The 26,749-nt window shown below is 66.1% G+C and carries 25 protein-coding genes; 12 read left to right on the top strand and 13 right to left on the bottom strand.

What is annotated here, in order from left to right:
* Both A5695_RS29020 and A5695_RS11750 read left to right on the top strand, forming a co-directional pair.
* On the top strand, nucleotides 1-278 hold a 278-nt coding region (locus tag A5695_RS29020; RefSeq protein WP_197515461.1), incomplete at its 5' end, for a hypothetical protein.
* Nucleotides 279-290: 12 nt separating this feature from the next.
* Nucleotides 291-527: a hypothetical protein gene (locus A5695_RS11750; RefSeq protein ID WP_068081461.1), complete on the top strand. Its 237-nt coding sequence runs from the start codon at nucleotides 291-293 to the stop codon at nucleotides 525-527.
* Nucleotides 528-581: 54 nt separating this feature from the next.
* Here the strand turns inward: A5695_RS11750 and A5695_RS11745 are convergent, their stop codons facing one another.
* The 10 genes from A5695_RS11745 to A5695_RS11705 all read right to left on the bottom strand — a co-directional run bounded on the left by A5695_RS11745 (nucleotide 582) and on the right by A5695_RS11705 (nucleotide 11,630).
* On the bottom strand, nucleotides 582-1,220 hold the full coding sequence (locus A5695_RS11745) for a hypothetical protein (protein WP_068081414.1): 639 nt from the start codon (nucleotides 1,218-1,220) through the stop codon (nucleotides 582-584).
* 271 nt (nucleotides 1,221-1,491) lie between these two features.
* Nucleotides 1,492-1,971, bottom strand: coding sequence for a tyrosine-type recombinase/integrase (locus A5695_RS29580; protein WP_369830183.1), 480 nt, complete (start codon nucleotides 1,969-1,971; stop codon nucleotides 1,492-1,494).
* Nucleotides 1,972-2,792: 821 nt separating this feature from the next.
* Nucleotides 2,793-4,439 carry an NAD-dependent malic enzyme gene (locus A5695_RS11740; RefSeq protein ID WP_068081411.1) on the bottom strand — a complete coding sequence of 549 codons (1,647 nt, stop codon included), beginning with the start codon at nucleotides 4,437-4,439 and terminating at the stop codon, nucleotides 2,793-2,795.
* A 92-nt stretch (nucleotides 4,440-4,531) separates the two neighbouring features.
* On the bottom strand, nucleotides 4,532-5,917 hold the full coding sequence (locus tag A5695_RS11735) for an NtaA/DmoA family FMN-dependent monooxygenase (RefSeq protein ID WP_068081408.1): 1,386 nt from the start codon (nucleotides 5,915-5,917) through the stop codon (nucleotides 4,532-4,534).
* Nucleotides 5,914-7,023 carry an LLM class flavin-dependent oxidoreductase gene (locus A5695_RS11730; protein WP_068081405.1) on the bottom strand — a complete coding sequence of 370 codons (1,110 nt, stop codon included), beginning with the start codon at nucleotides 7,021-7,023 and terminating at the stop codon, nucleotides 5,914-5,916. Before A5695_RS11730 ends, A5695_RS11735 begins: the two co-directional genes overlap by 4 nt.
* Entirely contained in the window at nucleotides 7,020-8,141 is a 1,122-nt protein-coding gene (locus A5695_RS11725; RefSeq protein WP_068081403.1) for an LLM class flavin-dependent oxidoreductase, read from the bottom strand. The genes A5695_RS11730 and A5695_RS11725 overlap by 4 nt, the downstream gene beginning before the upstream one ends.
* A gap of 153 nt (nucleotides 8,142-8,294) precedes the next feature.
* The gene (locus A5695_RS11720) at nucleotides 8,295-8,714 is read right to left on the bottom strand and encodes a thioredoxin family protein (RefSeq protein WP_068081400.1); all 420 of its coding nucleotides are present in this window, start codon (nucleotides 8,712-8,714) and stop codon (nucleotides 8,295-8,297) included.
* Between the two features lie 7 nt (nucleotides 8,715-8,721).
* Nucleotides 8,722-9,408 (bottom strand): serine O-acetyltransferase, encoded by a 687-nt coding sequence (cysE, locus tag A5695_RS11715; protein ID WP_068081397.1) that lies wholly within the window; start codon nucleotides 9,406-9,408, stop codon nucleotides 8,722-8,724.
* A gap of 2 nt (nucleotides 9,409-9,410) precedes the next feature.
* Nucleotides 9,411-10,343 carry a cysteine synthase A gene (gene cysK, locus A5695_RS11710; RefSeq protein ID WP_068081394.1) on the bottom strand — a complete coding sequence of 311 codons (933 nt, stop codon included), beginning with the start codon at nucleotides 10,341-10,343 and terminating at the stop codon, nucleotides 9,411-9,413.
* A gap of 9 nt (nucleotides 10,344-10,352) precedes the next feature.
* Nucleotides 10,353-11,630 (bottom strand): thioester domain-containing protein, encoded by a 1,278-nt coding sequence (locus tag A5695_RS11705; protein WP_068081391.1) that lies wholly within the window; start codon nucleotides 11,628-11,630, stop codon nucleotides 10,353-10,355.
* 387 nt (nucleotides 11,631-12,017) lie between these two features.
* On the opposite strand from A5695_RS11705, the gene A5695_RS11700 reads away from it, so the two are divergent.
* Together A5695_RS11700 and A5695_RS11695 are read left to right on the top strand one after the other, a co-directional pair.
* Entirely contained in the window at nucleotides 12,018-12,941 is a 924-nt protein-coding gene (locus A5695_RS11700) for a family 2A encapsulin nanocompartment shell protein (RefSeq protein WP_067279635.1), read from the top strand.
* Nucleotides 12,928-14,943 carry a family 2A encapsulin nanocompartment cargo protein cysteine desulfurase gene (locus A5695_RS11695; RefSeq protein WP_068081389.1) on the top strand — a complete coding sequence of 672 codons (2,016 nt, stop codon included), beginning with the start codon at nucleotides 12,928-12,930 and terminating at the stop codon, nucleotides 14,941-14,943. The genes A5695_RS11700 and A5695_RS11695 overlap by 14 nt, the downstream gene beginning before the upstream one ends.
* Before the next feature lie 14 nt (nucleotides 14,944-14,957).
* Here the strand turns inward: A5695_RS11695 and A5695_RS11690 are convergent, their stop codons facing one another.
* From A5695_RS11690 to A5695_RS11685, 3 genes are all read right to left on the bottom strand, one after another.
* Nucleotides 14,958-16,076: a YeiH family protein gene (locus A5695_RS11690; protein WP_068081386.1), complete on the bottom strand. Its 1,119-nt coding sequence runs from the start codon at nucleotides 16,074-16,076 to the stop codon at nucleotides 14,958-14,960.
* Between the two features lie 4 nt (nucleotides 16,077-16,080).
* Nucleotides 16,081-16,245, bottom strand: a complete 165-nt coding sequence (locus A5695_RS28460; protein ID WP_156749590.1) for a hypothetical protein — start codon at nucleotides 16,243-16,245, stop codon at nucleotides 16,081-16,083.
* Nucleotides 16,246-16,377: 132 nt separating this feature from the next.
* Nucleotides 16,378-17,181, bottom strand: coding sequence for a Stf0 family sulfotransferase (locus A5695_RS11685; RefSeq protein WP_068081383.1), 804 nt, complete (start codon nucleotides 17,179-17,181; stop codon nucleotides 16,378-16,380).
* A gap of 587 nt (nucleotides 17,182-17,768) precedes the next feature.
* Here A5695_RS11685 and A5695_RS11680 point away from each other — a divergent pair.
* Genes A5695_RS11680 through A5695_RS11645 form a run of 8 tightly spaced genes read left to right on the top strand, consistent with a single transcriptional unit; the run spans nucleotide 17,769 to nucleotide 26,739 of the window.
* On the top strand, nucleotides 17,769-18,536 hold the full coding sequence (locus tag A5695_RS11680) for an ABC transporter permease (protein ID WP_068081380.1): 768 nt from the start codon (nucleotides 17,769-17,771) through the stop codon (nucleotides 18,534-18,536).
* The gene (locus tag A5695_RS11675) at nucleotides 18,533-19,381 is read left to right on the top strand and encodes an ABC transporter permease (RefSeq protein ID WP_068081377.1); all 849 of its coding nucleotides are present in this window, start codon (nucleotides 18,533-18,535) and stop codon (nucleotides 19,379-19,381) included. Before A5695_RS11680 ends, A5695_RS11675 begins: the two co-directional genes overlap by 4 nt.
* A 4-nt stretch (nucleotides 19,382-19,385) precedes the next feature.
* Nucleotides 19,386-20,654 carry an MCE family protein gene (locus A5695_RS11670; protein ID WP_068081374.1) on the top strand — a complete coding sequence of 423 codons (1,269 nt, stop codon included), beginning with the start codon at nucleotides 19,386-19,388 and terminating at the stop codon, nucleotides 20,652-20,654.
* Nucleotides 20,651-21,679: an MCE family protein gene (locus tag A5695_RS11665; protein WP_068081371.1), complete on the top strand. Its 1,029-nt coding sequence runs from the start codon at nucleotides 20,651-20,653 to the stop codon at nucleotides 21,677-21,679. The genes A5695_RS11670 and A5695_RS11665 overlap by 4 nt, the downstream gene beginning before the upstream one ends.
* A gap of 53 nt (nucleotides 21,680-21,732) precedes the next feature.
* Nucleotides 21,733-22,839 carry an MCE family protein gene (locus A5695_RS11660; RefSeq protein ID WP_231974793.1) on the top strand — a complete coding sequence of 369 codons (1,107 nt, stop codon included), beginning with the start codon at nucleotides 21,733-21,735 and terminating at the stop codon, nucleotides 22,837-22,839.
* On the top strand, nucleotides 22,836-24,164 hold the full coding sequence (locus A5695_RS11655; RefSeq protein WP_068081365.1) for an MCE family protein: 1,329 nt from the start codon (nucleotides 22,836-22,838) through the stop codon (nucleotides 24,162-24,164). The genes A5695_RS11660 and A5695_RS11655 overlap by 4 nt, the downstream gene beginning before the upstream one ends.
* Nucleotides 24,161-25,282, top strand: a complete 1,122-nt coding sequence (locus A5695_RS11650; protein ID WP_068081362.1) for an MCE family protein — start codon at nucleotides 24,161-24,163, stop codon at nucleotides 25,280-25,282. The genes A5695_RS11655 and A5695_RS11650 overlap by 4 nt, the downstream gene beginning before the upstream one ends.
* Entirely contained in the window at nucleotides 25,282-26,739 is a 1,458-nt protein-coding gene (locus A5695_RS11645; protein ID WP_068081359.1) for an MCE family protein, read from the top strand. The genes A5695_RS11650 and A5695_RS11645 overlap by 1 nt, the downstream gene beginning before the upstream one ends.
* Nucleotides 26,740-26,749 lie beyond the last annotated feature (10 nt).

Here is a 26,749-nt window from a genome sequence, read left to right as displayed (position 1 = left end):
AACGCAGGCGCATCGACGCCGATGAACGCCGCAGCGCCGTCCTGCGCCGCGAATTAGCCGATCTGACCGAGCGAAGTAATCAACGCTTCCAGCAGTGGCAGGACGCCGTCGCTGACCTAGACGAGTTGTGGTCCACCGTTGAGGACGACCTGTTGCCGTGGATTCGGGAGGCGTACAGCAAGCTCCTCGAGCGGGGGATCGATATCCGCCGGCCACCGCCGATCCGCCGCCGCGAACGCCGCCGCTCATCCCGACATGAGCTCATCGACCGGGATTGAACAGTGACCAGGTTGAGGCCCGCAGACCGGGCGTGGCTCGGGTTGGCCGGTCTGATCATCCTCTATGAGGTGGCCGCCGATGAAGGCGAGCTGCTTTCGGAGGCCGCAGACCGCTACATGCTCGCCCATCCGTGGATCACCCGGTTCGTGGCGTTCTCCATCGCGGCGCATCTATGCAATCTTGTGAAGGATCGCTACGATCCGCTGCATTGGCTGTTCACGGCCAAGCGGCTGCTCCGCCACCAGTAACACCCCACGAAGCGCCCCCCAGCCCCGATCCGGCTGGGGGCGCTATTCGTGTATCTAGGTCTCGATGACGATTGAATCCAAGCCGGCGCGGATCAACGCCGATGGGAACGCCGACCGGGCCGCTAACGCGATCTCATCCAGCTGCGGGATACGTTCCTTGGTGCCGAACTGGCGAAGGTCATCCACAATGATCGTCGATCCCGCAGGCGTGACATCGGCGAGGCGCTGCAACGTCGACCCGGCCGGTTCGCTCTCATCACCCTCCGCAGTCCCAGGCCCAGAGAAATGCCCATCGAGAAAAATGAGCGGCGGGGTGGCGCAGCCAGCCACGATTTTCGGCACCTCCACGGTCGAATCACCACAGATCAGGGTGATCTTCGGATTGGCTCCGAGCCGCTGTTGGACTTCCGCGAACAGACCCTCATGGAGCTCAACGGAGAAAACCTGGTCGGCGTAGTCGGCCATATAGGCGGTGGTGGCCCCCTTGTAGGTGCCGGCCTCCACAAAGATCCGGTGCCCGCGGGACTCGAACACGTCCCGCAGGTGGCGTTGCTTCGCCGTCGCTGGGGGTGAGACGCGGTAGTCACCGCGCAGCCAACCATAGATAGCGGCCCGCCTAGTGGGCTCCAACGAGCGCCGGTTCAACTGGATGTTCAATGCAGCATAGAGCGGATGTTCCAACACCCTGGCCATTGGTGAACCTCCGTATGGAATCGTGAGACGGGCTTCTTAGTGTGGCATTCAGACGCTGCTTCTTAGAGCGGGACCGGTAAATCGCGGGCGGCATTCGCTAACCCCAGGACAGCCCGACCACCGGCCGACCACCACGACTCCCGCACCGGCTCCTCAACAGCCTCGCTGTAGGCCAGCGGCGTTGGTTCTTCGTCCCTGAGATCCACGGACGTTTCATCATCGTCCACAAGGCTGATCCTCTAATCGCCGGTTGTCGTCACCGTGACGAATTTCAGGATGCTTGGCCATACCCATCCCCGCCGCTAGGGAATGCGGCCTGGGCTGCAGCCTCAGATACGCGCCGCACCTCGGAGCTAGATACCGCTGTATACCTTTGGGTTGTGGCTACGGAAGCGTGCCCGAGGGCCTCCTGAACCGCACGCAGGTTACCAGTCCCGGCGTACCCTCGAGTCGCGAATCGATGCCGAAGTTTGTGCATCGACCATCCGGGAGGCATCGCCTTGCTGACGAGCTTTCCTACGTGGCCAGGAGAAACGTGGCCGTCGATCTGCCCTGGAAAGACGAACCCGCCATGCGGCCTAGCATGGGCGATCTCCACAGCCAGTGATGTGGTAATCGGCACGACACGCTGCTTGCCACCCTTCCCATGGACGATCAGTTGGGGGCCTTCGGGGTGGTCGATCAGGTCATTCGTGTGTACCTGTGCGACCTCGGCACGGCGGAGCCCGGCCTCACCGGCCAGCCGGGCCATGAGCAGTACGCGTGCATCTGACATCGCCAGGATGCTGCGCCATATCTCATCGGTGGCTGGTCTGGGCTTGCCTGTTGCTGCCCGGATTGCTGGCAAAGACATTGTTGGATCATCGTCAATAAGTCCAGCCTGCAGACACCACCGGTAAAACGAGGTGAGGCTTGCCCGCAAGCCACGCCGGTGTTCGGTGGATAGGTCAGGCATGCCGAGTATGCCGATGAGGTCGAGTGAGGATACCTCTTTGGGGTGTGCGAAGCCGAGCTTTCGTGCGACTGAGCGGACGTGTGCCCTGCGGGTGCGACGTGTTTCCTTTGATGTTCCCCCCGCGATGAGCCATGTCAGCCAGCCGTCGATCGCCGCTTCCCAGGGTGCTGGTAAGACGTACGACAGGCTGTGAATGTGGTTCATGGCATGTATTCCTACTATTAGGGGTGGATCATCGTTACTGATTCGTAGATATTCATAGGCGCAGCTAAGTCGCGCTGAGTAACTACACAGCGTCGTCATAGACCACTAATCAACAGATTAGTGGTGTGTGGGGTTGTCGGTGCGGTGATTCCTGTTGTGTCGCAACAGGTTAAGCACGACTCACGCGGCTAGCGCGAGATGCACGACCTCTGATCGATAGGTTCCTGGTTCGAGTCCAGGCGGGGGAGCAAGGTTGAGACTCGGTCTCCGGTGCTCCGCGCGTCGAGCCGGTAAATCTGCAGACAATGTGCGAGTGCGCGCGTGCAGGATTACAGCCTCGATGAGGGTGGCGCCGAAGCCCACGCCGCTGGCGCCGCACCCGAACGACCCGGCGCCTTCTCATCGGAAGCGCGCTAGTCGTATGCCGGGGTCCACATGGTGTCGAGGACCGCTTGCCGAGCGTCGGCATGGCTTCGCGTCGCGACCCCGTCTGCTACGGCGGCGTGATAGACGGCTTCGGCGACCGACGTGGAGATAGCGCGCAAGTCCTTGACATCGGGCAGCAACGAATCGCCGCTAGCCGACGGGCTCGCTTGTCGCACAACGGCTTTCGCGGCGGCCTGCAGCATCCCCTTGGTGAGCAGCCGGGCCCCCGCCACGATGATGCCCAGCCCGATTCCGGGGAACACCAGCACGTTGTTGGCCTGCCCGATCGTGTGGGTGGTGCCGTCGTACTCGATCGGCGCGACGGGGGTGCCGGTGGTGATCAGCGCCTTGCCGTCGGACCACTGCAGCACGTCGGCCGGCATGGCTTCCATCCGCGAGGTCGGGTTGGACAGCGGGAAGATCATCGGGCGCTCGCAGGACGCGGTCATGGCCTGCACGACCTTCTCGGTGAAGGCGCCGAAAACAGCCGAGGAGCCCAGCAGGATGGTGGGGGAGGCGAGCTTGATGGCGTCCACCAATCCCACCCGGTTCCCGGCGGCCACCCCGAGCCCGGCGCGGTTCTTCGCATAGGGCACTTGAAAGTCCCGCAGATCGTCCATGTCGTCGAACAGCAGGCCCTGTCGGTCGATCGGCCAGATCTGCGCCGCGGCCTGCTCGACGGAGGCGCCGTCGGACACCATGGCGTCGCGGATCTGGTCGGCGACCCCGATCCCGGCGGTGCCGGCACCGAAGACAATCACCCGCTGATCGCGCATCGGCACCCCGGTGAGATGACAGCCGCCGTACACGGCCGCCACGACCACCGCGCCGGTTCCCTGGACGTCGTCGTTGAACACGCAGTACTTCTCGCCGTAATCGTGCAGGATCCGTCGCGCGTTCAACGGCCCGAAGTCCTCGAAATGCAGGATCGCCCTCGGGAAGAGCCGGTGCGCGGTTTCGATGTAGCGGTTGACGAACGCGTCGTACTCCTCGCCGCGGCGTCGCGCGTGCCGATTGCCCAAATAGAACGGATCTTGCAGCAGCTGCTCGTTATTGGTGCCGACGTCGAGCGAGACCGCGATGCAGCGGCGCGGGTCGATCCCAGCGCCGGCGGTGTACAGCGCCAACTTGCCCACCGCGATCTGGATGCCGCCGACGCCCCAGTCACCGATACCCAGGATGGCCTCGGCGTCCGTGCACACGATCAGGTCCACGTCGTCGGGCTCCAGCCCGAAAGTTTGGAACGCCGCCTCGATGTCGTCGGGCTCGTCGATGCTCAGAAAAAGCCCCCGCTGTCCGCGGTATTCGTCCGAAAACCGTTGAATGGCCTCTCCGACGGTGGGCGTGTAGACCACCGGCATCAGCTCGGGCAGATGGTCTTCCAGCACCTTGTAGTAGAGCAGCTCGTGGCGGTAATGCAACTGCTCCAAGAGCAGGTTGCGGCCGAGATCCGTTGCCAGGCTTTGCAGTTGCTGCCACACCCGGTCGGCCTGTTGGTCGAGCGTCAGCACCGCCGAGGGAAGTCGCCCGGTCAGCCCCAGCTGCCGCCGCTGCTCATGGGTAAAGCCGACTCCCCGGTTCAGGCTCGGCGCGGCCAGTGCCGGCGGGATCCGCGGCGCGTGGGCGTCGTACATGGCGATCTCACCTCCGCTGACTGGGCCGTTCAGGCCAACCGTAGCGTCGATCGCGGTGAACGCATCTTGAAAAGCGGTTGAAGCGCCGGTCCTCAGTCGCCGACCGCGACGCCCGGCCGACCGCCCGACCAGGCCGACACCGGCGGCAGGTCCAGGTGCTCGCGCAGCGTCGCGCCGTGGTAGTCGGTGCGGAAGGTACCGCGTTCCTGCAACAGTGGCACCACCCTGTCGACGAATTCGTCGAGGCCGCGTGGCGTCAGGTGCGGCACCAGGATGAAGCCGTCGCAGGCATCCAACTGCACATGGCGATCGATCTCGTCGGCGACCTGCGCCGGCGTCCCGACGAACTGTTGGCGACTCGTCACTTCGATGATCAGTTGCCGGATCGACAGGTTCTCGGCCTGCGCGCGGGCCCGCCACGTCGCCGCGACGGTTTTCGGATCGCCGTGGCGGACGCGCCCCCGGGTGATATCGGGGTTCTCGACCGGCTCGACGTCGGGCAGCGGCCCGTCGTGATCGTAGGCGGACAGATCGGTTCCCCAGACCTGCTCCAAGAACGCGATCGCCGTCGGGCCGCTGACCTGTTGCTCGCGGATGTGACGCGCGTTGTCCTCCGCCTCTTGCGGGGTGTCGCCGAGCGCGAACGTCGCGCCGGGCAGGACCTTCAGGTGGTCGGGGTTCCGCCCGTAGGCGGCGGCCCGGTTCTTGACGTCGGCGTAGTAGCGCTGGCCCGCTTCCAGCGATCCGTGCAGCGTGAACAGCGCATCGGCGTGCCGGGCGCCGAAGTCCCGGCCATCGCTGGAGTCACCGGCCTGCAGCAGCACCGGATGGCCCTGCGGGCCGGCGGGAAGCGAGGCCAAGCCGCGGACGTCGAACTGCGCACCGTGGTGTTCGACGGGGTGGATCCGGGTGGGGTCGGCGTAGATGCCGGCATCGACGTCGGCGGCCACCGCGTCGGGCGCCCAGCCGTCCCAGAACCGCCGGGCGACGGTGATGAATTCCTCGGCCCGCTGGTACCGGTCGGCGTGGTTGAGGAACCCGCCGCGGCGGAAGTTCTCTCCGGTGAACGCGTCGGAGGAGGTGACCATGTTCCACGCCGCGCGGCCCTCGGAGAGGTGATCCAAGGTCGCGAATTGCCTTGCCACCTCGTAGGGTTCGTTAAAGGTGGTGTTGATGGTTCCGGCCAGACCGAGCCGATCGGTGACCGCGGCGAGGGCGGCCAGCACGGTGAAGGTGTCGGGCCTGCCCACGACGTCGAGGTCGTGAATCTTGCCGCGGTGTTCGCGCAGCCGCAGCCCCTCGGCCAGGAAGAAGAAGTCGAACAGGCCGCGTTCGGCGGTTCGGGCCAGGTGCACGAACGATTCGAACGCGATCTGGCTGCCGGCGTCCGGATCGGACCACACGGTGGTGTTGTTGACTCCGGGAAAGTGCGCGCCGAGGATTATCTGCTTGCGGCGCTTGATCGTTCGCGTGCTCATCCGGTCAGCCCCCAGCGCTTGGCGATCAGCTCGTGCGAGCGCAGCCGGTCTGCGTGCCGGTGCGTGACCGATGTGATCACGAGTTCGTCGGCGCCGGTCACCCGGCGCAGCAGTTCCAGCCGATCGGCGACCTCGTCCGGATTGCCGACGAATTGCGTTGCGGTGCGGTCGGCCACCAGCCCGAGTTCGTCGTCGGTGAGGGGTTCGAAGAGGTCGGGATCGGGGTAGGGGATGGCGCCCTGCCCGCCGCGGATGGAATAGACCCAGCGGCCATAACTGGACGCCAGGTGGTGAGCGGTGGCGCTGTCCTCGGCGACTACGACGTCGGCCGAGACCACCACGTAGGGCCTGGCCAGCCGAGCGGACGGCCGGAACGCTTCCCGATAGGCGGCGATCGCGTCCAGCGCGGTGCCCGGGGTGATGTGGTAACTGGCCACGAACGGCAGCCCGCGGGCGCCCGCGACCTCCGCGCTCTGCCCACGCGTGCTGCCGAAGATCCACGGCGTCAACTGGCTGTGTTCGCCTGGGACAGCGTGCAATTCATGACCGTCGTGGGTATAGGTGCCGTCGAGTAGCGCTTCGATCGCACCGATCTGCTCGGCGAAATCGGCCGGTTGCGCGCACGGTTGGGTGAGCACGGCGGCCTGCGCCCGTATCCGCCCGCTTGTCATCAGCGCCGTCGGGTCGAACGGCGGGGGGATGACGACGCCGTCCACGTCGCCCCACGGCCGAGGGGCGTATGGCGGCGACGCGGCCGCCTCCGTACGTCGCTGCCCGGACCGGCCCAGACCCATGTCGATGCGCCCGGGGTGAAGTGCGTCGATGATGCCGAAGCTCTCCAGGACCGCGATCGGTGTGGTGTGGCCGATCTGCACCGCGGCCGAGCCGACACGGATGTGGTTGGTGGCCGCGGCGATCTGTCCGATCAGCACCGCCGGCGACGAGCTGGCCACCGCGACGAAGTGGTGCTCGGCGAGCCAATAGCGCTTGTAACCCCATTGTTCGGCATGCTGGGCGAGGTCGATCGTGTTGCGTAGCGCTGTGGCGGCGTCGCACCCGGCGCTGATCGGGGACAGATCGAGGATGGACAGCGGGGTGACGGTCACGTCGCCACCGCCGCGTAGCGGTTGGGTGCGGGGGCCAATTCGAGCCGCTCGCGCAGTGTTTCGCCGTCGCGGTAGGCGGTGCGGAACACCCCGGCGCGCTGCAGCGCCGGCACCAGCTCGTCGACAATCACGGGCAGGTCGATCGCGTTGACCGCGGGCCGCAGCCGCACCCCGTCGACGCCGGCGTCCTGCCAGTTCAATAGCAACTCGGCCAGATCGCCTGCGCTGCCGGCGAACACGTGCGCGTCGGAGGAGACCGCGGCGGTGGGCGTCAGTGGGTCGTCGACCAGCGCGACGACGAGGTCGGCGTACACCTTGAGCGCACGGCCCGTCGCGCGCCCCGCTTGGGCGACGTCGCGCAACATCGAGCGCAGCGAGTCGTCGTCGTGCGGGGTGATCAGCACGACGTCGGCGCCACTCGCCGCGAACTCGTAGACACCCGGCGCGTGCGCCAGCGCCAGCACCACCGGCTGGCCCTGCGGCGGCCGCGGGGTGATGGACGGGCCCTTGACCGAGAAGTGCTTGCCGGCGAAGTCGATGTAATGCAATTTGTCGCGGTCGATGTAACGCCCGGTGGCCACGTCACGGATGACGGCGTCGTCTTCCCAGCTGTCCCAGAGCCGCCTCGCCACCTCCACGGCGTCGGCGGCCTCGTCGAACAGCTCGTCGGCCTCGAGGCGGGCCCGCCGCCCGAACAGCGCGGCCTCGTGCGCCGTGGCGCTCACCCGCACCTGCCAGCCCGCCCGGCCGTGGGAGATATGGTCCAGCGTCGCAATCGCTTTGGACACGTGGAAGGGCTCGGTGTGGGTGACGGTCGCGACGGGCACCAATCCGATGTGTGTGGTGACTGGCGCTATGCGCGCGGCGACCAGGACGGCATCCGCGCGTCCCGCCAGCCGCCGCGGGGATATCTCGGGCCGCCGCCCCGGCTGAACGTCAAATGAGTCGTCGATGGTCAGGAAGTCGAGCAGGCCGCGCTCGGCGACGGCGGCCAGGGCGCCCCAGTACCGGCCGCCGAGGTGTGTGCCGCCGGTGGCGTTGTGGGCGAAGGCGTATCGCCACGCGTGTGGGTGCCAGCCGTAGCCGTCCAGCCCCACGGCCAGATGTAGCTCGGTCATGGCACGCCTTCCGATTCGTTGCTAACCCACTGTGCAACGCTCGGGGCGACAATGCATTCCATGGCCGTATTAAGTTCACCGTGAGTAATACTTCGCCGAGTTCAGGCCGCACGCCGGGCGGAAAAGGCGTTCGGTGACTTGATGATTCGAGGGCTAAGCCAATAGCGGTTGCAGCGCCGCCCGCAGGTCGCCGGCCTTCGGCACCCCGGCGCTACGGTAGCGCTGACGGCCCTCGGCATCGAAGATCAACGTGGTTGGCAGCGACAGCACCGATAGCCGCTTGGCGGCGGCGGGATTGGCGTCGATATCGATCTCCACGTGCGACACGTCGGGAAGATCGGCGCAGACTTGGTCGACGACGCGGCGCACCGACGCGCAGGGACCACACCACGCTGCGCTGAAGTGCACTACCGTCGGACCCGCCTGTGCCAAGCCGAGGTCGGACGTGTCCGGTGGGGAATCAGGGCTGGTCTCCCGCAGCACCCCGGAGCGGCGATTGAACATCGCGCCGGCCGCCGTGGCGACACCCAGCGCCGCGACCAGCGCCGTCCCCGCGATGACAAGAGTGCTCACGTGGTCCTCAGATGGAGAAGTCTTCGCCGTGCCATACGCCGGCTTCCGGCGGCCGGATCACCCGCTCGGATTGTTGTTGTCCGTCGTTGGCCGACTCCAGCTTGGCTACCCGGGTGAGCAGCGACTGCAGACTGACACCCACGAGGTCGGGCATCATCGAGTCGTCCGGGCTGCTTCGCCCATGGCGGCTGATGACCTGTCCGGGTACCCCGGTCACCACGGCGCTCGACGGAACCTCCTTGACGACGACGGCATTGGCGCCGATCCGGCTGTCGTCGCCGATCTTGATCGCGCCGAGCACCTTGGCGCCGGCGCCGATGATGACCCGGTCGCCGATGGTCGGGTGGCGTTTGCCGGTGTCCCGTCCGCTGCCGCCGAGGGTGACGCCGTGGTAGATGGTCACGTCCTCGCCTACCTCGGCCGTCTCGCCGATCACCACGCCGGTCGCGTGGTCGATGAACAACCCCGGGCCAAGGGCCGCGCCGGGGTGAATCTCGACTCCGGTGAGAATGCGGACGACCTCCGCAAACGTCCGCGCGGCGAGCCGGGCACCGCGATTCCACAGCCAATGGTTGATGCGGTGGCCCCAGATCGCATGCACACCCGGGTAGGCGAATATCACCTGCAGCGTGGTCGGGCGGGCCGGGTCGCGCTCCCTGGCGGCCCGGATGTCACGTCGAATGTCTGCGAGCATGACTAATCCGCCAGGTCGGCGAAGAGCGGGGTGCTCAGATACCGCTCACCGAAGCTCGGCAATACCACCACGACCAGCTTGCCGGCGTTCTCCGGGCGGCGGGCCACCTGCAGCGCCGCGACGACGGCCGCGCCCGAGGAGATGCCGACCAGCAGTCCCTCCTCCCGGGCCAACCGACGTGCCATGTCCAGAGATTCTTCGTTGCCGACCGTGATGACCTCGTCTACCAGGTCCACTTCGAGCACCGGCGGCACGAACCCGGCGCCGATGCCCTGAATCGGGTGCGGCCCCTTCTGGCCACCGGAGAGGACCGGTGACGCGGCCGGCTCCACGGCCACGAATCGCGCCGACGGCTTGCGCTCCTTGATCACCTGAGCGACGCCGGTGAGCGTTCCCCCGGTGCCCACCCCGGCTACGAAAAAGTCGATCTTGCCGTCGGTGTCGCGCCACACCTCCTCAGCGGTGGTTTTGCGGTGGATCGCGGGGTTGGCGGGGTTCTCGAACTGTTGCGGGATGAAATACCGTTGGTCGTTCTTGGCCAGCTCTTCGGCCTTGGCGATGGCTCCGGCCATGCCTTCGGCGCCCGGCGTTAGCACTATCTCTGCGCCGAACGCGCGCAATAACATTCGGCGTTCGGTGCTCATCGTGTCCGGCATCGTCAGCACGCACCGGTAGCCGCGTGCCGCGCACACCATCGCCAGCGCGATACCGGTGTTTCCGCTCGTCGGCTCCAGGATGATCGTGTCGGGTTTGATCAGCCCCGCCTGCTCGGCCGCATCCAGCATGGCGACACCGATGCGGTCCTTCACGCTGTTTGCGGGGTTGAAGAACTCCAGCTTGGCGACGACGTCGGCGACCGCCCCTTCGGTGACCCGATTCAGCCGGACCAGCGGCGTGTTCCCGATCAGTTGTGTGACGTTATCTGCGATGCTCATCTGTCTTCCTCAGGCGATGTCGGTACATGACTCGTCGGTCTGCCAGCTGATGTCGAATTCGATGGCCACGGCCGTGGGTACGGTCAAGGCGATGGGTGTGAATCGATGTGCCGCTCCCTCCAGCGCGACGCCGGTCAGCACCCGGCCGGGGAGGCTTTCCGGTGTTGTCGCGGTGACCGTCGTTGTGGACGTACCCGGGGCGGGCCGCAGGTAAAAGTCCGTGCCCGCCTGCACAATGCCGACGATCGTCTCACCGTCGGAGTCGACGAGCGTGTGTCCGTCACCGACGTTGAGCGTCAACGGGATTGGCACTTGAAACGGTCCTACAAGCTCCGAATTGGCGGTTGCTTCGATATCGACTAGTTGTGGTTCCACCGTATCGCGCGAGGCTTTGCGCGCCGCAGTGATCAGATAATTGTAGAGGTGCACAATTCGATCAGCATTGCGGTAGTGGCGGGCGCCGGTCAGCCAGAAGCGAACATGGTCGATTATCGGGCTGGCCGCGTCGGTCGTTGCGATCAATCGATAATGGCGATAGCCACGCCCGCCGCTGCCGTGGCTGCTGGACGACAGCGTGCTACCCACCCCGAGCGTGCGCCGATGACGGCCCTTGCCCGCGCCCACCGTCAGTGGAGAACCCGAAATGTCTTGCCATGCAACACCGTCGGTCGACTTTTGTAGCGTCAAGCCGACGGCGGCGTCTGAGTCGACCCACACCGAGTAACCACCGAGTTGCGGTTCGCCGTCGAATTCGAAGGTCATCACGCGTCCGGCCATCCGGCGTACCTTGACGGGGACATTGAGGGGCCGAGTGTCCAGGGTCAAACCGTTGGTGAAATGCCAAATCGCGGCCTGGGTGGCGGCGATCGCCTCGTGTTCGCTGATGTGGGCCCTCCCCGGGGGGTCGCCCGCGGCGCGCAGTTGTTCGCTCAGTTCGGCCGTCGTGCGCATCGGGAAAGAGTTGCGCAGGATCCAGTCGACCTCGGCTTCGTGGTCGCGGCTGCGCAGGTGGGGCAGTGCCGACCAGCTGCCCAGGCGGTAGCGGGATGGCTCATGAGGCGCGATGCCGAAGAAGTCCAGGGAATACGCGTGGAGATTGGGATTGACCCTGATCAGGTCGGTCCGGGCAGAGCTACCGTCGGCGAACACAACCGTGTCCACGGTATGGGAGTACGTGCCCCCGCGGTAGCGCGTCATCCGCGCGACTTCGGTTGCCGGCCTGACGAGAACCCGGTGCCGGGTCTCCACCGGCGCGGAGGCGCGGGTGGGTAGTGACATCACTGTCATGGATGGTTGTCTTCCTGAAAGTTTTTGCTGGTGAACGCGCGGCTGGCGGCCGGGGGCGGTGGTAGCCCCATCAATGGGCAGGGCGCGGGATTTCTACTGCGTCTTCAGAGCGTCAGGAAATCAACAACAGCGACAACAACAGCAGGCGGCGATGCGCGAAGGAACGAAGCGCGGCTGAACGGCCTGTTGCATGGCCCCCACTATAGGCCCAGTTGAATATCACTGTCAGATTGCGGGCGCTTTACGGCCCTTTAACTCAGCGCGGGAGTAATGCTTTGCCCGGCTCCGACGGTCCCTTAGGCTCGGCGCGCGAACCCGGCCACGGCGGGTGATCATGGACCTGCCGCACCACGCTGCAGCATTTCGATCGAGCACGGAAGGACCACGATGACGTCGGCTCAAAGCGAGTCTCAGGCACTCGGCGATCTTGCAGCTAGACAGCTTGCCAACGCGACCAAAACCGTCCCGCAGCTTTCCACCATCACGCCCCGCTGGTTGCTGCACCTGCTGAGCTGGGTGCCGGTGGAAGCTGGCCTGTATCGCGTCAACCGGGTGGTCAACCCCGAAGGGGTCGCGATCAAGGCCGAAGCCGGAGCCGGCACCGAGGAACCGCTGCCGGAGACCTACGTCGACTACGAGACCAGCCCGCGCGAATACACGCTGCGAAGCATCTCGACCCTGGTCGACATCCATACCCGGGTGTCCGACCTGTACTCGAGTCCGCACGATCAGATCGCGCAGCAGCTGCGGCTGACCATCGAGACGATCAAGGAGCGTCAGGAGTTCGAGTTGGTCAACAGCCCCGAGTACGGGCTGCTGGCCCAGGCGACTCCCGAGCAGACCATCCAGACGCTGGCGGGCGCTCCGGCGCCCGATGACCTGGACGCGCTGATCACCAAGGTGTGGAAGACGCCCAGCTTCTTCCTCACCCACCCGCTGGGCATCGCCGCTTTCGGCCGTGAGGCCACCTACCGGGGTGTGCCCCCGCCGGTGGTCAGCCTGTTCGGCGCGCAGTTCATCACCTGGCGCGGTATCCCGCTGATCCCGTCGGACAAGGTGCCGGTGGAAGACGGGAAGACCAAGTTCATCCTGGTGCGCACCGGGGAAGAGCGGCAGGGTGTGGTCGGCCTTTTCCAGCCGGGCCTGGTCGGCGAGCAGGCGCCGGGGCTGTCGGTGCGATTCACCGGCATCAACCAGTCGGCAATCGCGACGTATCTGGTGACCCTCTATACGTCCCTGGCCGTGCTCACCGACGACGCGCTCGCCGTGCTCGACGACGTCGCCGTGGACCAGTTCCATGAGTACAAGTGAGTACCGAGCGGTAGACGCCGAGAGCGACCTGCCCATCAGCGCCGCGGAACTCGCCGCGCTGGCGACCCAGCTGTATGCGGCCAGCATCCGGCCGGGTCCCGACAGCCCGCCGCAATCGGTGCCGGTCGCCCCGCGTGGCAGCGCGCCGGATGCCACGGCGGCCACGTCGGCCGGGCAGGCGGCCGCCGGCGCCACCGACGTGTATCCGGGGCCGGTCCCGGTGCTGGGTGTCACCGACATCTATCTTCCTGCGCCGACGTCACCCGAACCCGAAACGCCACCGCAGTCGGTCCCCGTCGCCCCGCGCGGCGGCGTGCCGGACGCCACGGCCGCGACCTCGACCGGGCGGGCGGCTGCCGCGGCCGTCGACGTGTATCCGGCGCCGATTCCGGCGCTGGGTGTCACCGACATCTACCTTCCGGCTCCGGCGGCAGCGGAGCCGGACTCCCCGCCCCAGACGATTCCCGTCGCGCCCCGTGGCGGCGTGCCGGATACGACCGCCGGCCTCGGTGACTTCGGCGGTTTCGGGGTGCCGACCCAAGGCATCGTGCCGACCGTGCCCGGGGCGGTGGCCGGGGTTGCCCCGGCAGTCCCGGCGGCTCCGCGTGGGGCATCGCCGTACGCAGTGCCCGCCTGGGGATCCCAGCCGCCCGCCGTGCCCGACCTGGGCTGGTCGGACGGCGGCGCACCAACGGCGGCACCGACAGGTGACGAGCGGAATTATGACTTCCTGAGTATCGCCGATGCGGTGCCGCGGCTGCCCGACGAGCACGAAGTGTTCGATGTCAGCGCGATCCGGGCGGATTTCCCGATCCTGAAGGAAGTCGTCAACGGAAAGCCGTTGATCTGGTTCGACAACGCGGCGACCACCCAGAAGCCACAGGTGGTGATAGACCGGCTGTCACACTTCTACGCCCACGAGAACTCCAACATTCACCGCGCGGCACACGAATTGGCGGCCCGGGCTACCGATGCGTACGAAGAGGCCCGTGACACCGTGGCCGATTTCATCGGCGCTCCCAGCTCCGAGAACATCGTGTTCGTCCGCGGCACCACCGAAGCCATTAACCTGGTGGCGCACGCCTGGGGCGCAAAGCATCTGCAACCAGGCGACGAAATCGTCATCACCCACCTCGAACACCACGCCAATATCGTTCCCTGGCAACTTATTTCACAAAAGACCGGGGCGATCCTGAAGGTTGCGCCGATCGACGACGCCGGCAACCTGTTGCTAAGCGAATTCGAGGAACTGCTCGGTCCTCGGACGAAGCTGGTGGCCGCCACTCAGGTGTCCAATGCGCTGGGCACGGTGGTGCCGGTCGACAAGATCGTGGAATTGGGTCATCGCTATGGCGCCCGGGTGCTGATCGACGGGGCTCAGTCGATCCAGCACATGCCCGTCGACATGGCCGAACTCGGCGCCGACTTCTTCGTGTTCTCCGGACATAAGATTTATGGCCCCACCGGAATTGGCGCTCTCTACGGTACCGAGGAAGCGCTGACGGAGACGCCGCCGTGGCAGGGCGGCGGTCACATGATTGCCGACGTGACGATCGAACGCTCGCTGTATCAGGGGCCGCCGACCAAGTTCGAGGCCGGCACCGGCAACATCGCCGACGCGGTCGGGCTGACCGAGGCGCTGCGCTACGTGCAGCGGTTGGGCATCGAACGCATCGCGGCCTACGAGCACTCGTTGCTTCAGTACGCGACGCCGCGCCTCGCCGACATTCCCGGTGTCCGGTTGGTGGGCACCGCAACCGACAAGGCCAGCGTGTTGTCCTTCGTGCTCGCGGGACACGAGCCGCTCGAAGTGGGGAAGGCGCTCAACGCGGAGGGTATCGCGGTCCGCGCCGGGCATCACTGCGCGCAGCCCGCGCTCCGGCGGCTGGGGCTGGAGGCCACCGTTCGCCCGTCGTTCGCGTTCTACAACACGTTCGAGGAGATCGACGTCTTCCTCCGGGCGGTGCGCAGGATCGCCGAGGGTGGCACCAACGTCGGGTGACGGCCCACCCGGGGCTAAGTGCCCGTGTACCAACCCAACACGCGCGATGTCAGCAACACGATGCCCAGCGAGACCGCGGCGACGACGGTGAGCCCGATGACCGCGACCACCAGAGGTCGCCAACCGGTGCGCGCGATTTGGCGGATGTCGGTATTGAGCCCCACACCGGCGAAGGTCAGCAGGAACGCCCATTTCGACACGTTGGCGAGGTTGGCAGTCTGGCCCTTGGTCAGCCAGCCCGCAGTCGCGATCGCGGAGACCACGAGGAAGCCGAGCACGAACTTCGGGAACTTTTCCCAGACGAACGCGGCCTTGGCTTTTGCCCCGGGCGCGATCTCGTCGGCCTGGCCCCGCGCGGCCCAGTACAGCGCAAAGCCCAGGACCACGAATCCGATCAGTGCGTTGCGGGTCGACTTCACCAGCACCGCGATCTTGCCGGCATGCTCGGAGTAGAGGTAGCCGGTGGCCGTGGTCTCGGCGGTGTTATCCACGGAAAGGCCTGCCCACAGGCCGAATTCGTGGTCGGTCAGCCCGATCGCGTGGCCCAACGGCGGCAGCACGAACAGCGACACCGCGCCCAAAGCCAGGATCGCCGCGATCGCGTAGCTGACATCGGAGTTGCGGGCCCGGATCGCGCCCTTGGCCGCCACAATGGCCGACACCCCGCAGATGGACGTTCCGATCGCCAGCAGTGAGCCGAGCTTGCCCGACAACCCGAACGCGCGCGCCGCGACGATGATGATCGTCCCCGCTATCGTCATGTCCACCAGGATCTGCACCAGGCTGATGCCGCCCAGTTTGACGATATCGCCCAGCACGAAACGCGAGCCCAACGCCACGATCCCGACCTTGAGCCAGAACTCGTAGGTCAGCACACCGGGTCGGAAGATCGGATGTAGGCCTATGGTGTTGGTGATCAGCAGCCCAATCACGATGGCCCACAACACATATTCGATGTCGGGGACGGTCCAGTGCTGGTGTTTGGCCAGCCCGTTCCACCAGACCTGGGCGTATTTACCCAGTACCCCGACCCCCACGAGAAGCACGATGCCCGGCACATAGTCGAGCGGGCGGGTGCTGGTGAAAGTGGCCTCGACGGACGTCTCGTCGGGCTCGGCGCGAAGGGTGCTCACGCGATCACCACGGAACCTTGGGGAGCACGTTGGCCACCGCCAGCGCGACGATCACGCCGGCCACCGCGGTCGCCCACCAGTCCACCGATATCGAGCCGAGCACCGCGGGCCAGCCGGGTCGCGCCCTGGCCTCTTCCTCGCGTCGGTCAATGGGACCGCTTTCACCCACGATGACCGCTCCTCGTTCGCCTTCGGCGGCCCGGGCGTCGCACGGCCGCTGACGGAATGGTGACGTGTCGGGCGGTCCGGAGCAAGTGATTAGCTCGCCCTGAATCTAGGGTGCGCCGCCGGCGGGCCGCGGTCAGGTTGGCAGGCCGAGCTTTTCGGCATCCGCGCGGTAGCGGTCCGCCCACTCATCGGAGCGCTGGTCGGCCTGGCGTTCCAGTACGGGCTCGGGGGCCAGCCGCGGGTCGAGTCCGAGCGCCTCCAGTATGGACGCCACGACCTGAGTCAGGTTGCGCCACAATACCGGGTAGGGGATCTCCATCGGTTTGACGCCTTCGTCGGCGAACCAATTCCGCCAGCCCTCATTTTGGGCGCGCAGCATGGTGACGACGTGCGCGATCGCACCGGCGTGATAGGTGGCGCGCGCATCGCGAGCCGGGTCAGGCCTGCCTCGCCACACCCGCGTCTGCACCGCGCGCCAGAACGACACCGCCTGCGAAATCACATCGGGCCGATGCACGTAGATGAACAGTGGCTCTTCGCCCACCACGTCGGTGATGGCGGCCAGAAGACCGTCGCCGCTGCGATTCGGGAGATTCTTCGCGCGGTTCAGCAAGAGTGGTGTCTGGTTCCACATCAGCTTGCCGCCCCAAACGCCGTTCGGCGTCCTGCCGACCGTCCGGATGTAGTCGCGCCAGATCTCGGGCGGCGCGAGGTCAGGTGTCCCGGGGTCAAGCGGGTCGAGCAGGCTCAGTATCGATTCGTCCTCCACCCCGGCAAACCACTCGCGCGGCTGTGGGGCCTGGCTGGTGGCGGGCAGGTATTGAAAGAACTCCTGCGGCTCGCCGGCGACGCCGGTCGCGCGCAGCGACTCGACCAGCAGCGTGCTGCCGCTCCGTTGGGAGGCCAACACCAGGTAGGAGGACGGGGTATCGGTCACCCGAGTAAGCGTATCCGGGCGGAAATGCTGTTGGTATCGGCGCTTTTAGTTTCATCCTGAACCTAACCCTTGATTTGAGCACCGAAAATCCGCACCGTGTCGTCTGGCGGGGGTGGCCGAACGGGACGGTGGCCGTGGGCGCTCAACCGAGTTGTTGGCAACGGAGGACTCGTCAAGCGACGAGCGGGGATTCCGCGTCCCCGCTATCGAGGCGTTCCGCCAAATCTGTGACATTCACTCCACGCTGGGCCGGCGGTGTTCGTGCCCCACCTGCCGGGTGCCCGGCGGTCCGACTCGGTCGCTGAGCGAACGAGGAACCGCTTTGGGGTTTAGCTGTTCTCGTGTGCCGCGTGCGCAGACGGCACTAGTCCTGCTCGAGACGTTACTCGCGTTGGCCAACTTAGCTTCGTGTTGATTCCAACCCTGACGCAGTGTTCGGTTTGCCCGTACATTCCTCGCGTGATCTAGGCGCGCAAACTGACACCGCGGTCGGCGTGTAACAACAACCGGTGCTTTCGCGCTGTTGCATTACGAGAATGGAAAACGGGATTGGGCCATATGGACGGCGGCTGGTCGGAGCGCGGCTCATGAACGGCTCCACCATCGCGAAGCCCATGAATGCGTTGGGCGAATTCTTCCTCCTCAGCGCCCAAGCGCTAATCGCCGCGGTGCGGGGTCCGTGGGCCTGGCGGGAGTTGCTCGAGCAGATCTGGTTCGTCGCGCGGGTTTCCATCTTTCCGACGATCATGCTGTCGATCCCGTACACGGTCCTCATCGTGTTCGTCCTGAACATCCTGTTGGTCGAAATCGGCGCCGGTGATTTGTCCGGCGCCGGCGCGGGTTTGGCGTCGGTGACGCAGGTCGGACCCGTCGTCACGGCGATGGTCGTCTCCGGGGCTGGGTCGACCGCGATGTGCGCCGACCTGGGCGCCCGCACCATCCGCGAAGAAATCGACGCGATGAAGGTAATCGGCGTCGATCCGATTCAGGCCCTGGTGGTTCCCCGCATCATCGCCGCAACGTTCGTCGCGGTCCTGCTCTACTCGGTGGTCGCGGTTACCGGGCTGGCGGGCAGCTACGTTTTCGTGGTCTTCGTTCAGCACGTCACCCCCGGCGCGTTCGTCGCGGGCATGACGCTCGTCACCGGGCTTCCCCAGGTGGTGACGTCGCTGATCAAGGCCACCCTGTTCGGGTTGTCGGCGGGTCTGATCGCCTGCTACAAGGGCCTGTCGGTGGGCGGCGGTCCCACCGGCGTGGGCAATGCCGTGAACGAGACCGTTGTCTTTTCTTTCATGGCCCTGTTTTTCATCAACATCGTGCTCACCGCGCTCGGCGTGAAGGTCACCGCGAAATGACCGACGCAGCGCGGGAACCGTCGTGGATCGTCACCCTTGGCCCGAGGGTGACCGACTACGCCCGCAAGCTCGGTGAACAGACGGTGTTCTACGGGCAATCCCTGGCCAACATGATCGACGCGGTACGGCGCTATCCAGGCGAGCTGCTCCGACTGATCGCCGAAATGGGCATGGGCACAGGCGCTTTGGCGGTGATTGGAGGGACCGTAGGCATCATCGGCTTCCTCACCCTGACCACCGGCGCCCTGGTCGCCGTCCAGGGCTACGACACGCTGTCCAACGTCGGAGTCGAGGCCCTGACCGGTTTTCTGTCGGCCTTTTTGAATGTTCGGATGATCGCGCCGTGCACCGCCGGACTGGCACTGGCGGCCACGATCGGTGCCGGTGCGACCGCGCAACTGGGGGCCATGCGGATCAACGAGGAGATCGACGCGCTGGAGGTGATGGGTATCCGCGCCATCACGTATTTGTCGTCGACGCGGATCATCGCCGGGATCCTGGTCGTCGTCCCGCTCTACGCCGTCGCGGTATTGATGTCGTTCATCGCGGCCAAGTTCCTGACGATCTACAGCTACGGCCAGTCGCGCGGGGTATACGAGCACTACTTCTCCACGTTCTTGCGCCCCACCGACTTGTTCTGGTCGTTTCTGGCGGCTCTAACCATGGCGACGGGCGTCATGGTTGTGCACACCTACTACGGTTTCACCGCGACAGGCGGTCCCGCGGGGGTGGGGGAGGCTGTCGGGCGTTCCGTGCGGTCATCGATGATCGTCACGGCGTTTGTCTGCCTGGCGATTTCGTTGTCCGTGTACGGGCAGTCCGGCAACTTCAACCTGTCGGGATGACCGCATGAGCAATCACAGCGAGAATGGGCCGGGGCAACGGAATCGGGTCCGGCGCAGCAGGATCGATCCGATCTGGTGGGCGCCCACTCTGTTCATCCTCGTGGCGGCGGTTATCGCGTTGACCGCGGGGGCGTTCTCGGGCAAATTCCAGGAATCGATCCCGCTGACGCTGGTGTCGGATCGGGCCGGGCTGGTGATGGAGCCGGGCGCCAAGGTCAAGCTGCGCGGCGTGCAGGTCGGCCAGGTGGGATCGATCGGCACCGACGTGAAAGCGGCTCAGCTGCAACTCAAGATGCAGCCGGGGCCGTTCAAGTATCTGCCGAGCAACCTCGAGGCGGAGATCAAGTCGACCACGGCGTTTGGGTCGAAGTACGTCGACCTGATCGTGCCCGAACACCCCAGCGCGACTCCGCTCAAGCCCGGCGCGGTGCTGCGATCCCGCAACGTCACCGTCGAAGTCAACACCGTCTTCGAGAATCTGCAGTCCGTGGTGCAGGCCATCGACCCGGCCAAGATGAACTCGATCCTATCGGCGTTCGCCCAGTCGGTGCGTGGCAAGGGCGACCGGATCGGGCACGCGATCACCGATGCGAACGACATCCTGTTGACCGTCAACCCCCGCATGCACACCATCGACCGTGATTGGCGGCTGTTCGGCAAGACGGCAGCCATCTATTCCGATGCGGCACACGACATCCTGTCGATCCTCGACTCGGCGACGACGACCAGCGCCACCCTCACCGAAAACCAGCGGTCGCTCGACACGCTGCTGTTGTCCGCGGCGGGCCTCAGTCAGGCCGGTATCAACGTCATCGGCCGCGACGAGGCCAACATCGTCCGCTCGGTCAACCTGCTCGATCCGACCACGGCGCTGTTCAACAAGTACTCCCCGACGTTCACCTGCCTGTTCACGGGGGCGCAGTGGTACGTGGAGCACGGCGGTCGGGACACGCTGGGCGGCAACGGCTATTCGTTCATCATGGACGCCGGGTTGCTCTTCGGCGACGACCCGTACCGGTACCCCAAGCACCTGCCGAAGGTGAACGCCACCGGGGGGCCGGGCGGCCGGCCCAGCTGTGGTTCGCTGCCCGACCCGAGCGCCAACTTCCCGGTGCGCGCGCTGGTCACCGACACCGGGTGGGGCGCCGCTCCGAACGAGATCCGCACCAACGTCGCCGCCGGTAACCCTTGGTGGTCTAACTACTTCCCGACGACCAAGAACCCGCCCGAGGCGCCGCGCTACTTCTTCCGCGGGGGCCAGCCACCCCCATGAGAAAGAACCTTTCGAGCATCATTGCGCGCGTTGCGCTCTTCACGACGGTCTGCCTTGTGTTCACGTTCACCCTGATCACGGTGTTCGGCCAGTTGCGCTTCGAGGACCGCACCGGCTATCAGGCCGTCTTCACCAACATCTCCGGCCTGAAGTCCGGCAACTTCGTGCGCATCGCCGGGGTGGAAGTCGGCAAGGTCGGCGACCTCACCCTGCATCGCGACGGCACGGTCACCGTCGGCTTCTCGGTGGACAAGGGGGTCCGCCTGACCGAGGGCACGAAAGCGGTCGTCCGGTATGAGAATCTGATCGGCGATCGCTATCTCGCTCTCGAAGAGGGACCCGGGCCGCCGCACCGTCTGGCGCCCGGCGCAACGATTCCGCCGGCACGGACGTCACCCGCGCTGGACATCGACGCGCTGATCGGCGGCTTCCGCCCGCTGTTCCGGGCGCTGGATCCCGACCAGGTCAACGCGCTTTCGGGGGAGCTGCTGCGTATCTTTCAGGGGCAGGGCGGGACTCTCGCCTCGGTACTGGCGCAGACGTCGACGCTGACCTCCACCCTTGCGGGGCGAAGCGAGCTGATCGGTGAGCTGATCAAGAACCTCAACACCGTGCTGCACACCTTCGCCGCGCGCGACCACCAATTTTCCGACGGGCTGGACAAACTGTCCGCGCTCGTTGACGGCCTGGCCCAGCGCAAGGAGGACATCTCGACGGGACTGGCCTATATCAACGCGGCCGCGGGCTCGATCACCGACCTGCTGGTGCAGGCGCGCCAGCCGATCAAGGACGTCGTGCACGAAACCGACCGGATGTCGGCTCAGGTGCTGGCCGACCGCGAGTACGTCGACAACCTGCTCAAGCAGCTGCCCGACACCTACCAGGTGCTGGCTCGGCAAGGGCTGAACGGCGACTACTTCGGCTTCTACTTCTGCGAGGTGTTGCTGAAGCTGAACGGCAAGGGGGGCAATCCAATCTACGTCAAGTTGCTCGGCCAGGCGAGCGGGCGGTGCACGCCGCAATGAGGTTGCCCAAGCCCCAATCCCTCAGCGCGCGAAGCCCACTCACGATCGGCCTGATGGGCACAGCGATCGTGGTTTTCGTCGCCGTGGCCGCTTTTCAGTACGACAAGCTGCCGTTCATCAAGAACACCAACGACTATGCGGCGTACTTCGCCGAAGCCGGTGGCATCAAGACGGGCAACACGGTACGCGTTTCCGGCATGGGCGTCGGCCGAGTCTCGGACATCCGCCTGGAGGGCACCAAGGTCCGAGTGGGCTTCACCGTTGGCAAGGGAATCCAGCTGGGCGACCGCACCGAAGCGGCGATCAAGACCGAGACGATCCTGGGCAGCAAGATGCTGGAGCTGACGTCGCGCGGTGCAGGCACGCTGACCGGCGTCATCCCGCTGGAGCGCACCACCTCACCCTACGATCTTCCGGTCGCGCTGGGCGACCTCACGACCACCATCAGTGGCCTGGACACCAACCAATTGTCCTCGGCGCTGACGACGTTGGCCGAAACCTTCAAGGAAACGCCGGCGGACCTCAAACCCGCGCTGCAGGGCGTGGCCCGATTCTCGCAAGCCCTCAACAACCGCGACGAGCAACTGCGCAGCCTGCTGGGCAACGCCAACAAGGTCTCCGGGGTGCTGGGCCGGCGCAGCCAGCAGATCGCCGGCCTGGTTGCGAACTCCAACGCGTTGCTGGCCGCGCTGCTGGACGAACGCGATTCGATCGACGCGCTGATGAACAACCTCACCGCGGTGTCGCACCAGATCTCGGGGCTGGTGAACGACAACCGGACTCAACTCAAGCCCGCCCTCGACAAGCTCAACGGCGTCCTCGAGATCCTGGACAACCGCAAGGAAGAGCTGCAGCAGACGCTGCCGAAGTTCAAGCGGTACGCAATGTCGTTCGGTGAAGTCCTGGGCTCGGGGCCGTTCTTCAAGGCGTACGTCGCCAACCTGATCCCCGGTCAGCTGGGCGGGCCGACCCTCGATGCGCGGATGTACGACCGGCCGCTGGACCCCAACCAGAAGCTGCCGTCGGAGTCCGTCGATCCGCCGACCGGGAGCCCGCCCGTGCCGCCGGAGAATGCGCCGCACCCGATCTGGTCGCAGCCGCCCTCACCGGGTCCGACCCCTGAGCCGAGCCCCGCGCCCACGGAAGCCGGCGGGCGATGACGCGGCGAACCCTGCGCCGGGTCACCGCCATCAGCCTGGCCGTGACCTTGGTCGTCGCGTCGTTTCTGGTGGCGAGGCAACTCTGGAATGATGTCGAAAAGAACACGTATTCGGCCTATTTCGCCGAGGCCAACGGCCTGTTCGTCGGCGACGAGATCCGGATCCTCGGGGTCGCCGTCGGTGTGGTGGACAAGATCGAGCCGCAGCCGGCGAATTCCAAGGTGACTTTCTCCGTCGACAAGCGCTACCCGGTGCCGGCCGACGCGCGCGCCGCGATCCTGTCGCCGTCACTGGTGACGTCCCGCGCGATCCAGCTCGTTCCGGCCTACTCCGGCGGCCCAAAGCTGAGTCCCGGGGCGTCGATCCCGCTGAACCGCACCGCCGTTCCCGTCGAATGGGACGACTTTCGCAAGCAGCTGGAGAAGCTGACCGACGCCCTGCAGCCGACAACCCCCGGCGGGGTGAACCCGGCGGGCGAGTTCATCAACTCGGCCGCGGACAACCTGCGCGGCCAGGGTGATACCGCCCGCGACACCGTCATCAAGCTCTCGCAAGCGATTTCGGCGCTCGGCGACCACGCCGACGACATCTTCAGCACGGTGCGCAATCTCCAGTTGCTGGTGTCGGCGCTGTACTCGAGCAGCGACCTGCTGGCCTCATTCAACCAGAACCTGGCCAGCGTGACGACGATCCTGACGAACAGCCCGAACGAAATCGCCAACGCGGTCAAGGGACTCGACGGGACGCTGGCCGACGTGCGCGAGTTCCTCGCCGAAAACCGGGAAGCCGTTGGGACGACCTTCGACCGGATGAGCTCGATCACGACGGCCCTCAACGACAGCCGCGCCGACATCAAGCAGATTCTGCATGTCGTACCGACGGTGTTCCAGAACTTCATGAACATCTATCAGCCGGCTCAGAGCGCGATGAGCGGCATTCTGGCGCTGAACAACTTCGCCGACATCCCGCAATGGATCTGCAGCTCGATCGAGGCGGCCGCCCGGGCGCGGCTGGACCGGGTGTCGAAGCTGTGCCTGCAGTACGTCAACCCGATCATCAAAAACCGCATCTACAACTACATTCCGGTCGGGCTCAACCCGTTCGTCGGCACGCAGGCCCGGCCCACCGAGATCACCTACAGCGAAGACTGGCTGCGCCCCGGTTACACGCCACCGCAGCCTCCGGAGGCGCCTACGCCGCCGGAGGCGCCCCCGCCCGCGGTCCTCGACAACCAGCCGCAGCCGACGCAGGCGCCCCCGCCGGAGAACAACGTGAGCTCGACCCAGGTCCTACAGAACCTCATGCTGCCGACGGGGGGGTCATGAGACGCGCGCTGGCCGCCGTGCTCGGCCTCGCCTGCGTGGCCGCGCTGTCGGGATGCCAATGGCGCGGCTTGAACTCGTTCAAGTTGCCGGGCACCGCCGGCGGGGGGCCGGGCGCCTACACAATCCAGGCGCAACTACCCGACGTGGTCACCATCCAGCAGAACACGCGAGTGCGGGTCGACGACGTCAACGTCGGCGACGTCACCAAGATCGAGCTTCAGGACTGGCATGCCCTGGTGACCATGCGCATCAACGGGGACGTCCACCTGCCGGCCAATTCGACGGCCAAGCTCGGACAGACCAGCCTGCTGGGATCGATGCACATCGAACTCGCACCACCCAAGGACGAGCCGCCGGTCGGTGAGCTGGGGAACGGGTCGGTGATCCCGTTGTCGCGCGCGAGCATGTATCCGACCACCGAACAGACGCTCGCCTCGGTGTCAATCCTGTTGAACGGCGGCGGCATCGGGCAGCTGCAGGAGATCAACCAGGCGATCGCCAAGGCATTCGGCGGCAGGGAAAACGAGATGCGGAGCCTGCTGGGCCGACTCGACGAGTTCATCAGGGGCACCAATGCCCAGACCGACGACATCATCGCCGCCGCCGAGCACCTCAACTCGCTCGCCGGGCAGTTCGCCGACAAGGACCCGGAGGTGGACAAGGCGCTGATGACGGTGCCCAAAGCGCTGGCGATCCTGGCCGAGGAACGCACCAAGATCGCCGATGCGATCGACCAACTCGGAAAGTTCAGTGCCATCGCGGCCGACACCATCCACCAGAGCAGGGAATCCCTGGTGAACAACCTCCGCAACATCGCCCCGGTGCTGCGGTCGCTCGCCGACGCCGGACCGGCGCTCACCAAGGGCCTGGACGGCCTGGCCACCTATCCGTGGCCGACATCCACCGTGAAGAACTGGTTCCGCGGCGACTACGCCAACCTCACGATGATCGTCGATCTGACGCTGAGTCGCATCGACACCTCGCTGTTCACCGGGTCCCGCTGGGAGGGCAACCTCACCGAACTCGAAATGCAGTGGGGACGCACGATCGGCATGCAGCCGAGCCCGGTGACCGGCGGTAACCCGCTCACCTTTCCCTACCACAACGGGGGTTACTGATGCTGCGCCTGAACCGCCGGACGTGGATCCAGCTGGCCGTACTGTCGTTGGTCACCGTCATATCCTGTGGCGCAATGGCTTTCAACTTCATGAAGTTGCCGCAAACCCTGTTCGGAATCGGGGAGTACAACGTCACGGTGGACCTGCCGTCCTCGGGCGGGCTCTACAAGACCTCGGTCGTCACCTACCGCGGCACCGACGTCGGCCAGGTCAAGTCGGTGGACGTCACCGCAACGGGTGTGCGTGCCGTGCTCGCCCTGAGGTCGGGCGTCACCGTCCCCTCCGACGTGCAGGCGTCGGTGCACAGCCGCTCGGCGATCGGCGAGCAGTACATCGATCTGACCCCGCCGCCGGGCAAGGAGTCAGAACAGTCCCGGCCGCTGCGCGCCGGCGACGTCATCCCCGCCGGCCGGGTCGACGTTCCGGTCGACATCGGGCACCTGCTGGACATGACCAATCGTGCGCTGCAAGCGATTCCGCGGGACAACCTGCGCACGGTCATCGACGAGACCGACCGCGCGGTCAGTGGACTGGGCCCCGAGCTGTCCCGGATCGTCGACGGATCCACGGCGCTGGCCATCGCGGGCGGACGCACCGCCGACCCGCTCGCCGCCCTGATCGACCAGTCGCCCGCGGTGCTCAACTCCCAGGTGCAGACGTCGGACGCGATCGGGACGTGGGCCAATCGCACCTCCGCCATCATGGCGCAGTTCAAGGCGCAGAACGCGGCGGTGCGAGACCTGTTGACGCAGGGCAGTTCCGGGCTGGAGGAAGGCCGCGCGCTGTTCGACCGAATGGCACCGGCCGTGCCGGTGTTGATGGCCAACCTGGTGAGCCTCGGTGACATCGCGGTGGTCTACCGCCACGACATCGAGCAGATACTCGTCCTCCTTCCGCAGGGCATCGCGGTGATGTCGGCGGCACTGGTGCCCAACCTGAACAGCAAGCAGGAGTACAAAGGCTTCTACCTCGACTTCAACCTCAACCTCAACCTGCCGCCGCCGTGCACGACGGGCTTCCTGCCGCCCACGCAGCGTCGCTCACCGGCCGACGTCGACGCCCCGGACCGGCCGGCGGCCGAACTGTATTGCCGCGTCCCGCAGGATTCCGAGCTCAATGTGCGTGGGGCACGCAACATTCCCTGCGAGACGAAGCCGGACAAGCGCGCCCCCACAGTCGAGTTGTGTGAGAGCGACGAAGAATACGTGCCGCTTAACGACGGCTACAACTGGAAGGGCGACCCGAACGCCACCTACAGCGGCCAGGGCGTGCCCCAGTACCCGCCCGGTCAGGACCCACGGCTGCCGCCGCCGCGCACGCCGCCGCCGCTCGCCGTGGCCACTTACGACCCGGCCAACGGGGACTACATAGGCCCCGACGGGCGCCGCTACACAGAATTCGACCTCGCGCACCCGCGTGCCAAGAACTGGCAGTCACTTCTGGTGCCGCCGGCCTAAGCAAAAGGAG

It is taken from the genome of Mycobacterium sp. E1747 (assembly GCF_001667775.1).
Classification (GTDB): Bacteria; Actinomycetota; Actinomycetes; order Mycobacteriales; family Mycobacteriaceae; genus Mycobacterium.
The sequence above is the reverse complement of the archived record's forward strand: the minus strand, read 5'-3'. Positions and strand labels throughout refer to the sequence as shown.

What these genes read in the sequence shown, in the direction of transcription:
- A5695_RS11725 (WP_068081403.1), bottom strand. Translation starts at nt 8,141, where the DNA reads ATGACCGAGCTACATCTGGCCGTGGGGCTGGACGGCTACGGCTGGCAC.
- cysK (WP_068081394.1), bottom strand. Translation starts at nt 10,343, where the DNA reads ATGAGCATCGCAGATAACGTCACACAACTGATCGGGAACACGCCGCTG.
- A5695_RS11700 (WP_067279635.1), top strand. Translation starts at nt 12,018, where the DNA reads ATGACGTCGGCTCAAAGCGAGTCTCAGGCACTCGGCGATCTTGCAGCT.
- A5695_RS11650 (WP_068081362.1), top strand. Translation starts at nt 24,161, where the DNA reads ATGAGACGCGCGCTGGCCGCCGTGCTCGGCCTCGCCTGCGTGGCCGCG.
- A5695_RS11705 (WP_068081391.1), bottom strand. Translation starts at nt 11,630, where the DNA reads ATGACAGTGATGTCACTACCCACCCGCGCCTCCGCGCCGGTGGAGACC.
- A5695_RS11735 (WP_068081408.1), bottom strand. Translation starts at nt 5,917, where the DNA reads ATGAGCACGCGAACGATCAAGCGCCGCAAGCAGATAATCCTCGGCGCG.
- A5695_RS11695 (WP_068081389.1), top strand. Translation starts at nt 12,928, where the DNA reads ATGAGTACAAGTGAGTACCGAGCGGTAGACGCCGAGAGCGACCTGCCC.
- A5695_RS11645 (WP_068081359.1), top strand. Translation starts at nt 25,282, where the DNA reads ATGCTGCGCCTGAACCGCCGGACGTGGATCCAGCTGGCCGTACTGTCG.
- A5695_RS11660 (WP_231974793.1), top strand. Translation starts at nt 21,733, where the DNA reads ATGGGCACAGCGATCGTGGTTTTCGTCGCCGTGGCCGCTTTTCAGTAC.
- A5695_RS11675 (WP_068081377.1), top strand. Translation starts at nt 18,533, where the DNA reads ATGACCGACGCAGCGCGGGAACCGTCGTGGATCGTCACCCTTGGCCCG.
- A5695_RS11670 (WP_068081374.1), top strand. Translation starts at nt 19,386, where the DNA reads ATGAGCAATCACAGCGAGAATGGGCCGGGGCAACGGAATCGGGTCCGG.
- A5695_RS11665 (WP_068081371.1), top strand. Translation starts at nt 20,651, where the DNA reads ATGAGAAAGAACCTTTCGAGCATCATTGCGCGCGTTGCGCTCTTCACG.
- A5695_RS11680 (WP_068081380.1), top strand. Translation starts at nt 17,769, where the DNA reads ATGAACGGCTCCACCATCGCGAAGCCCATGAATGCGTTGGGCGAATTC.
- A5695_RS29580 (WP_369830183.1), bottom strand. Translation starts at nt 1,971, where the DNA reads ATGGCCCGGCTGGCCGGTGAGGCCGGGCTCCGCCGTGCCGAGGTCGCA.
- cysE (WP_068081397.1), bottom strand. Translation starts at nt 9,408, where the DNA reads ATGCTCGCAGACATTCGACGTGACATCCGGGCCGCCAGGGAGCGCGAC.
- A5695_RS11745 (WP_068081414.1), bottom strand. Translation starts at nt 1,220, where the DNA reads ATGGCCAGGGTGTTGGAACATCCGCTCTATGCTGCATTGAACATCCAG.
- A5695_RS11655 (WP_068081365.1), top strand. Translation starts at nt 22,836, where the DNA reads ATGACGCGGCGAACCCTGCGCCGGGTCACCGCCATCAGCCTGGCCGTG.
- A5695_RS11740 (WP_068081411.1), bottom strand. Translation starts at nt 4,439, where the DNA reads ATGTACGACGCCCACGCGCCGCGGATCCCGCCGGCACTGGCCGCGCCG.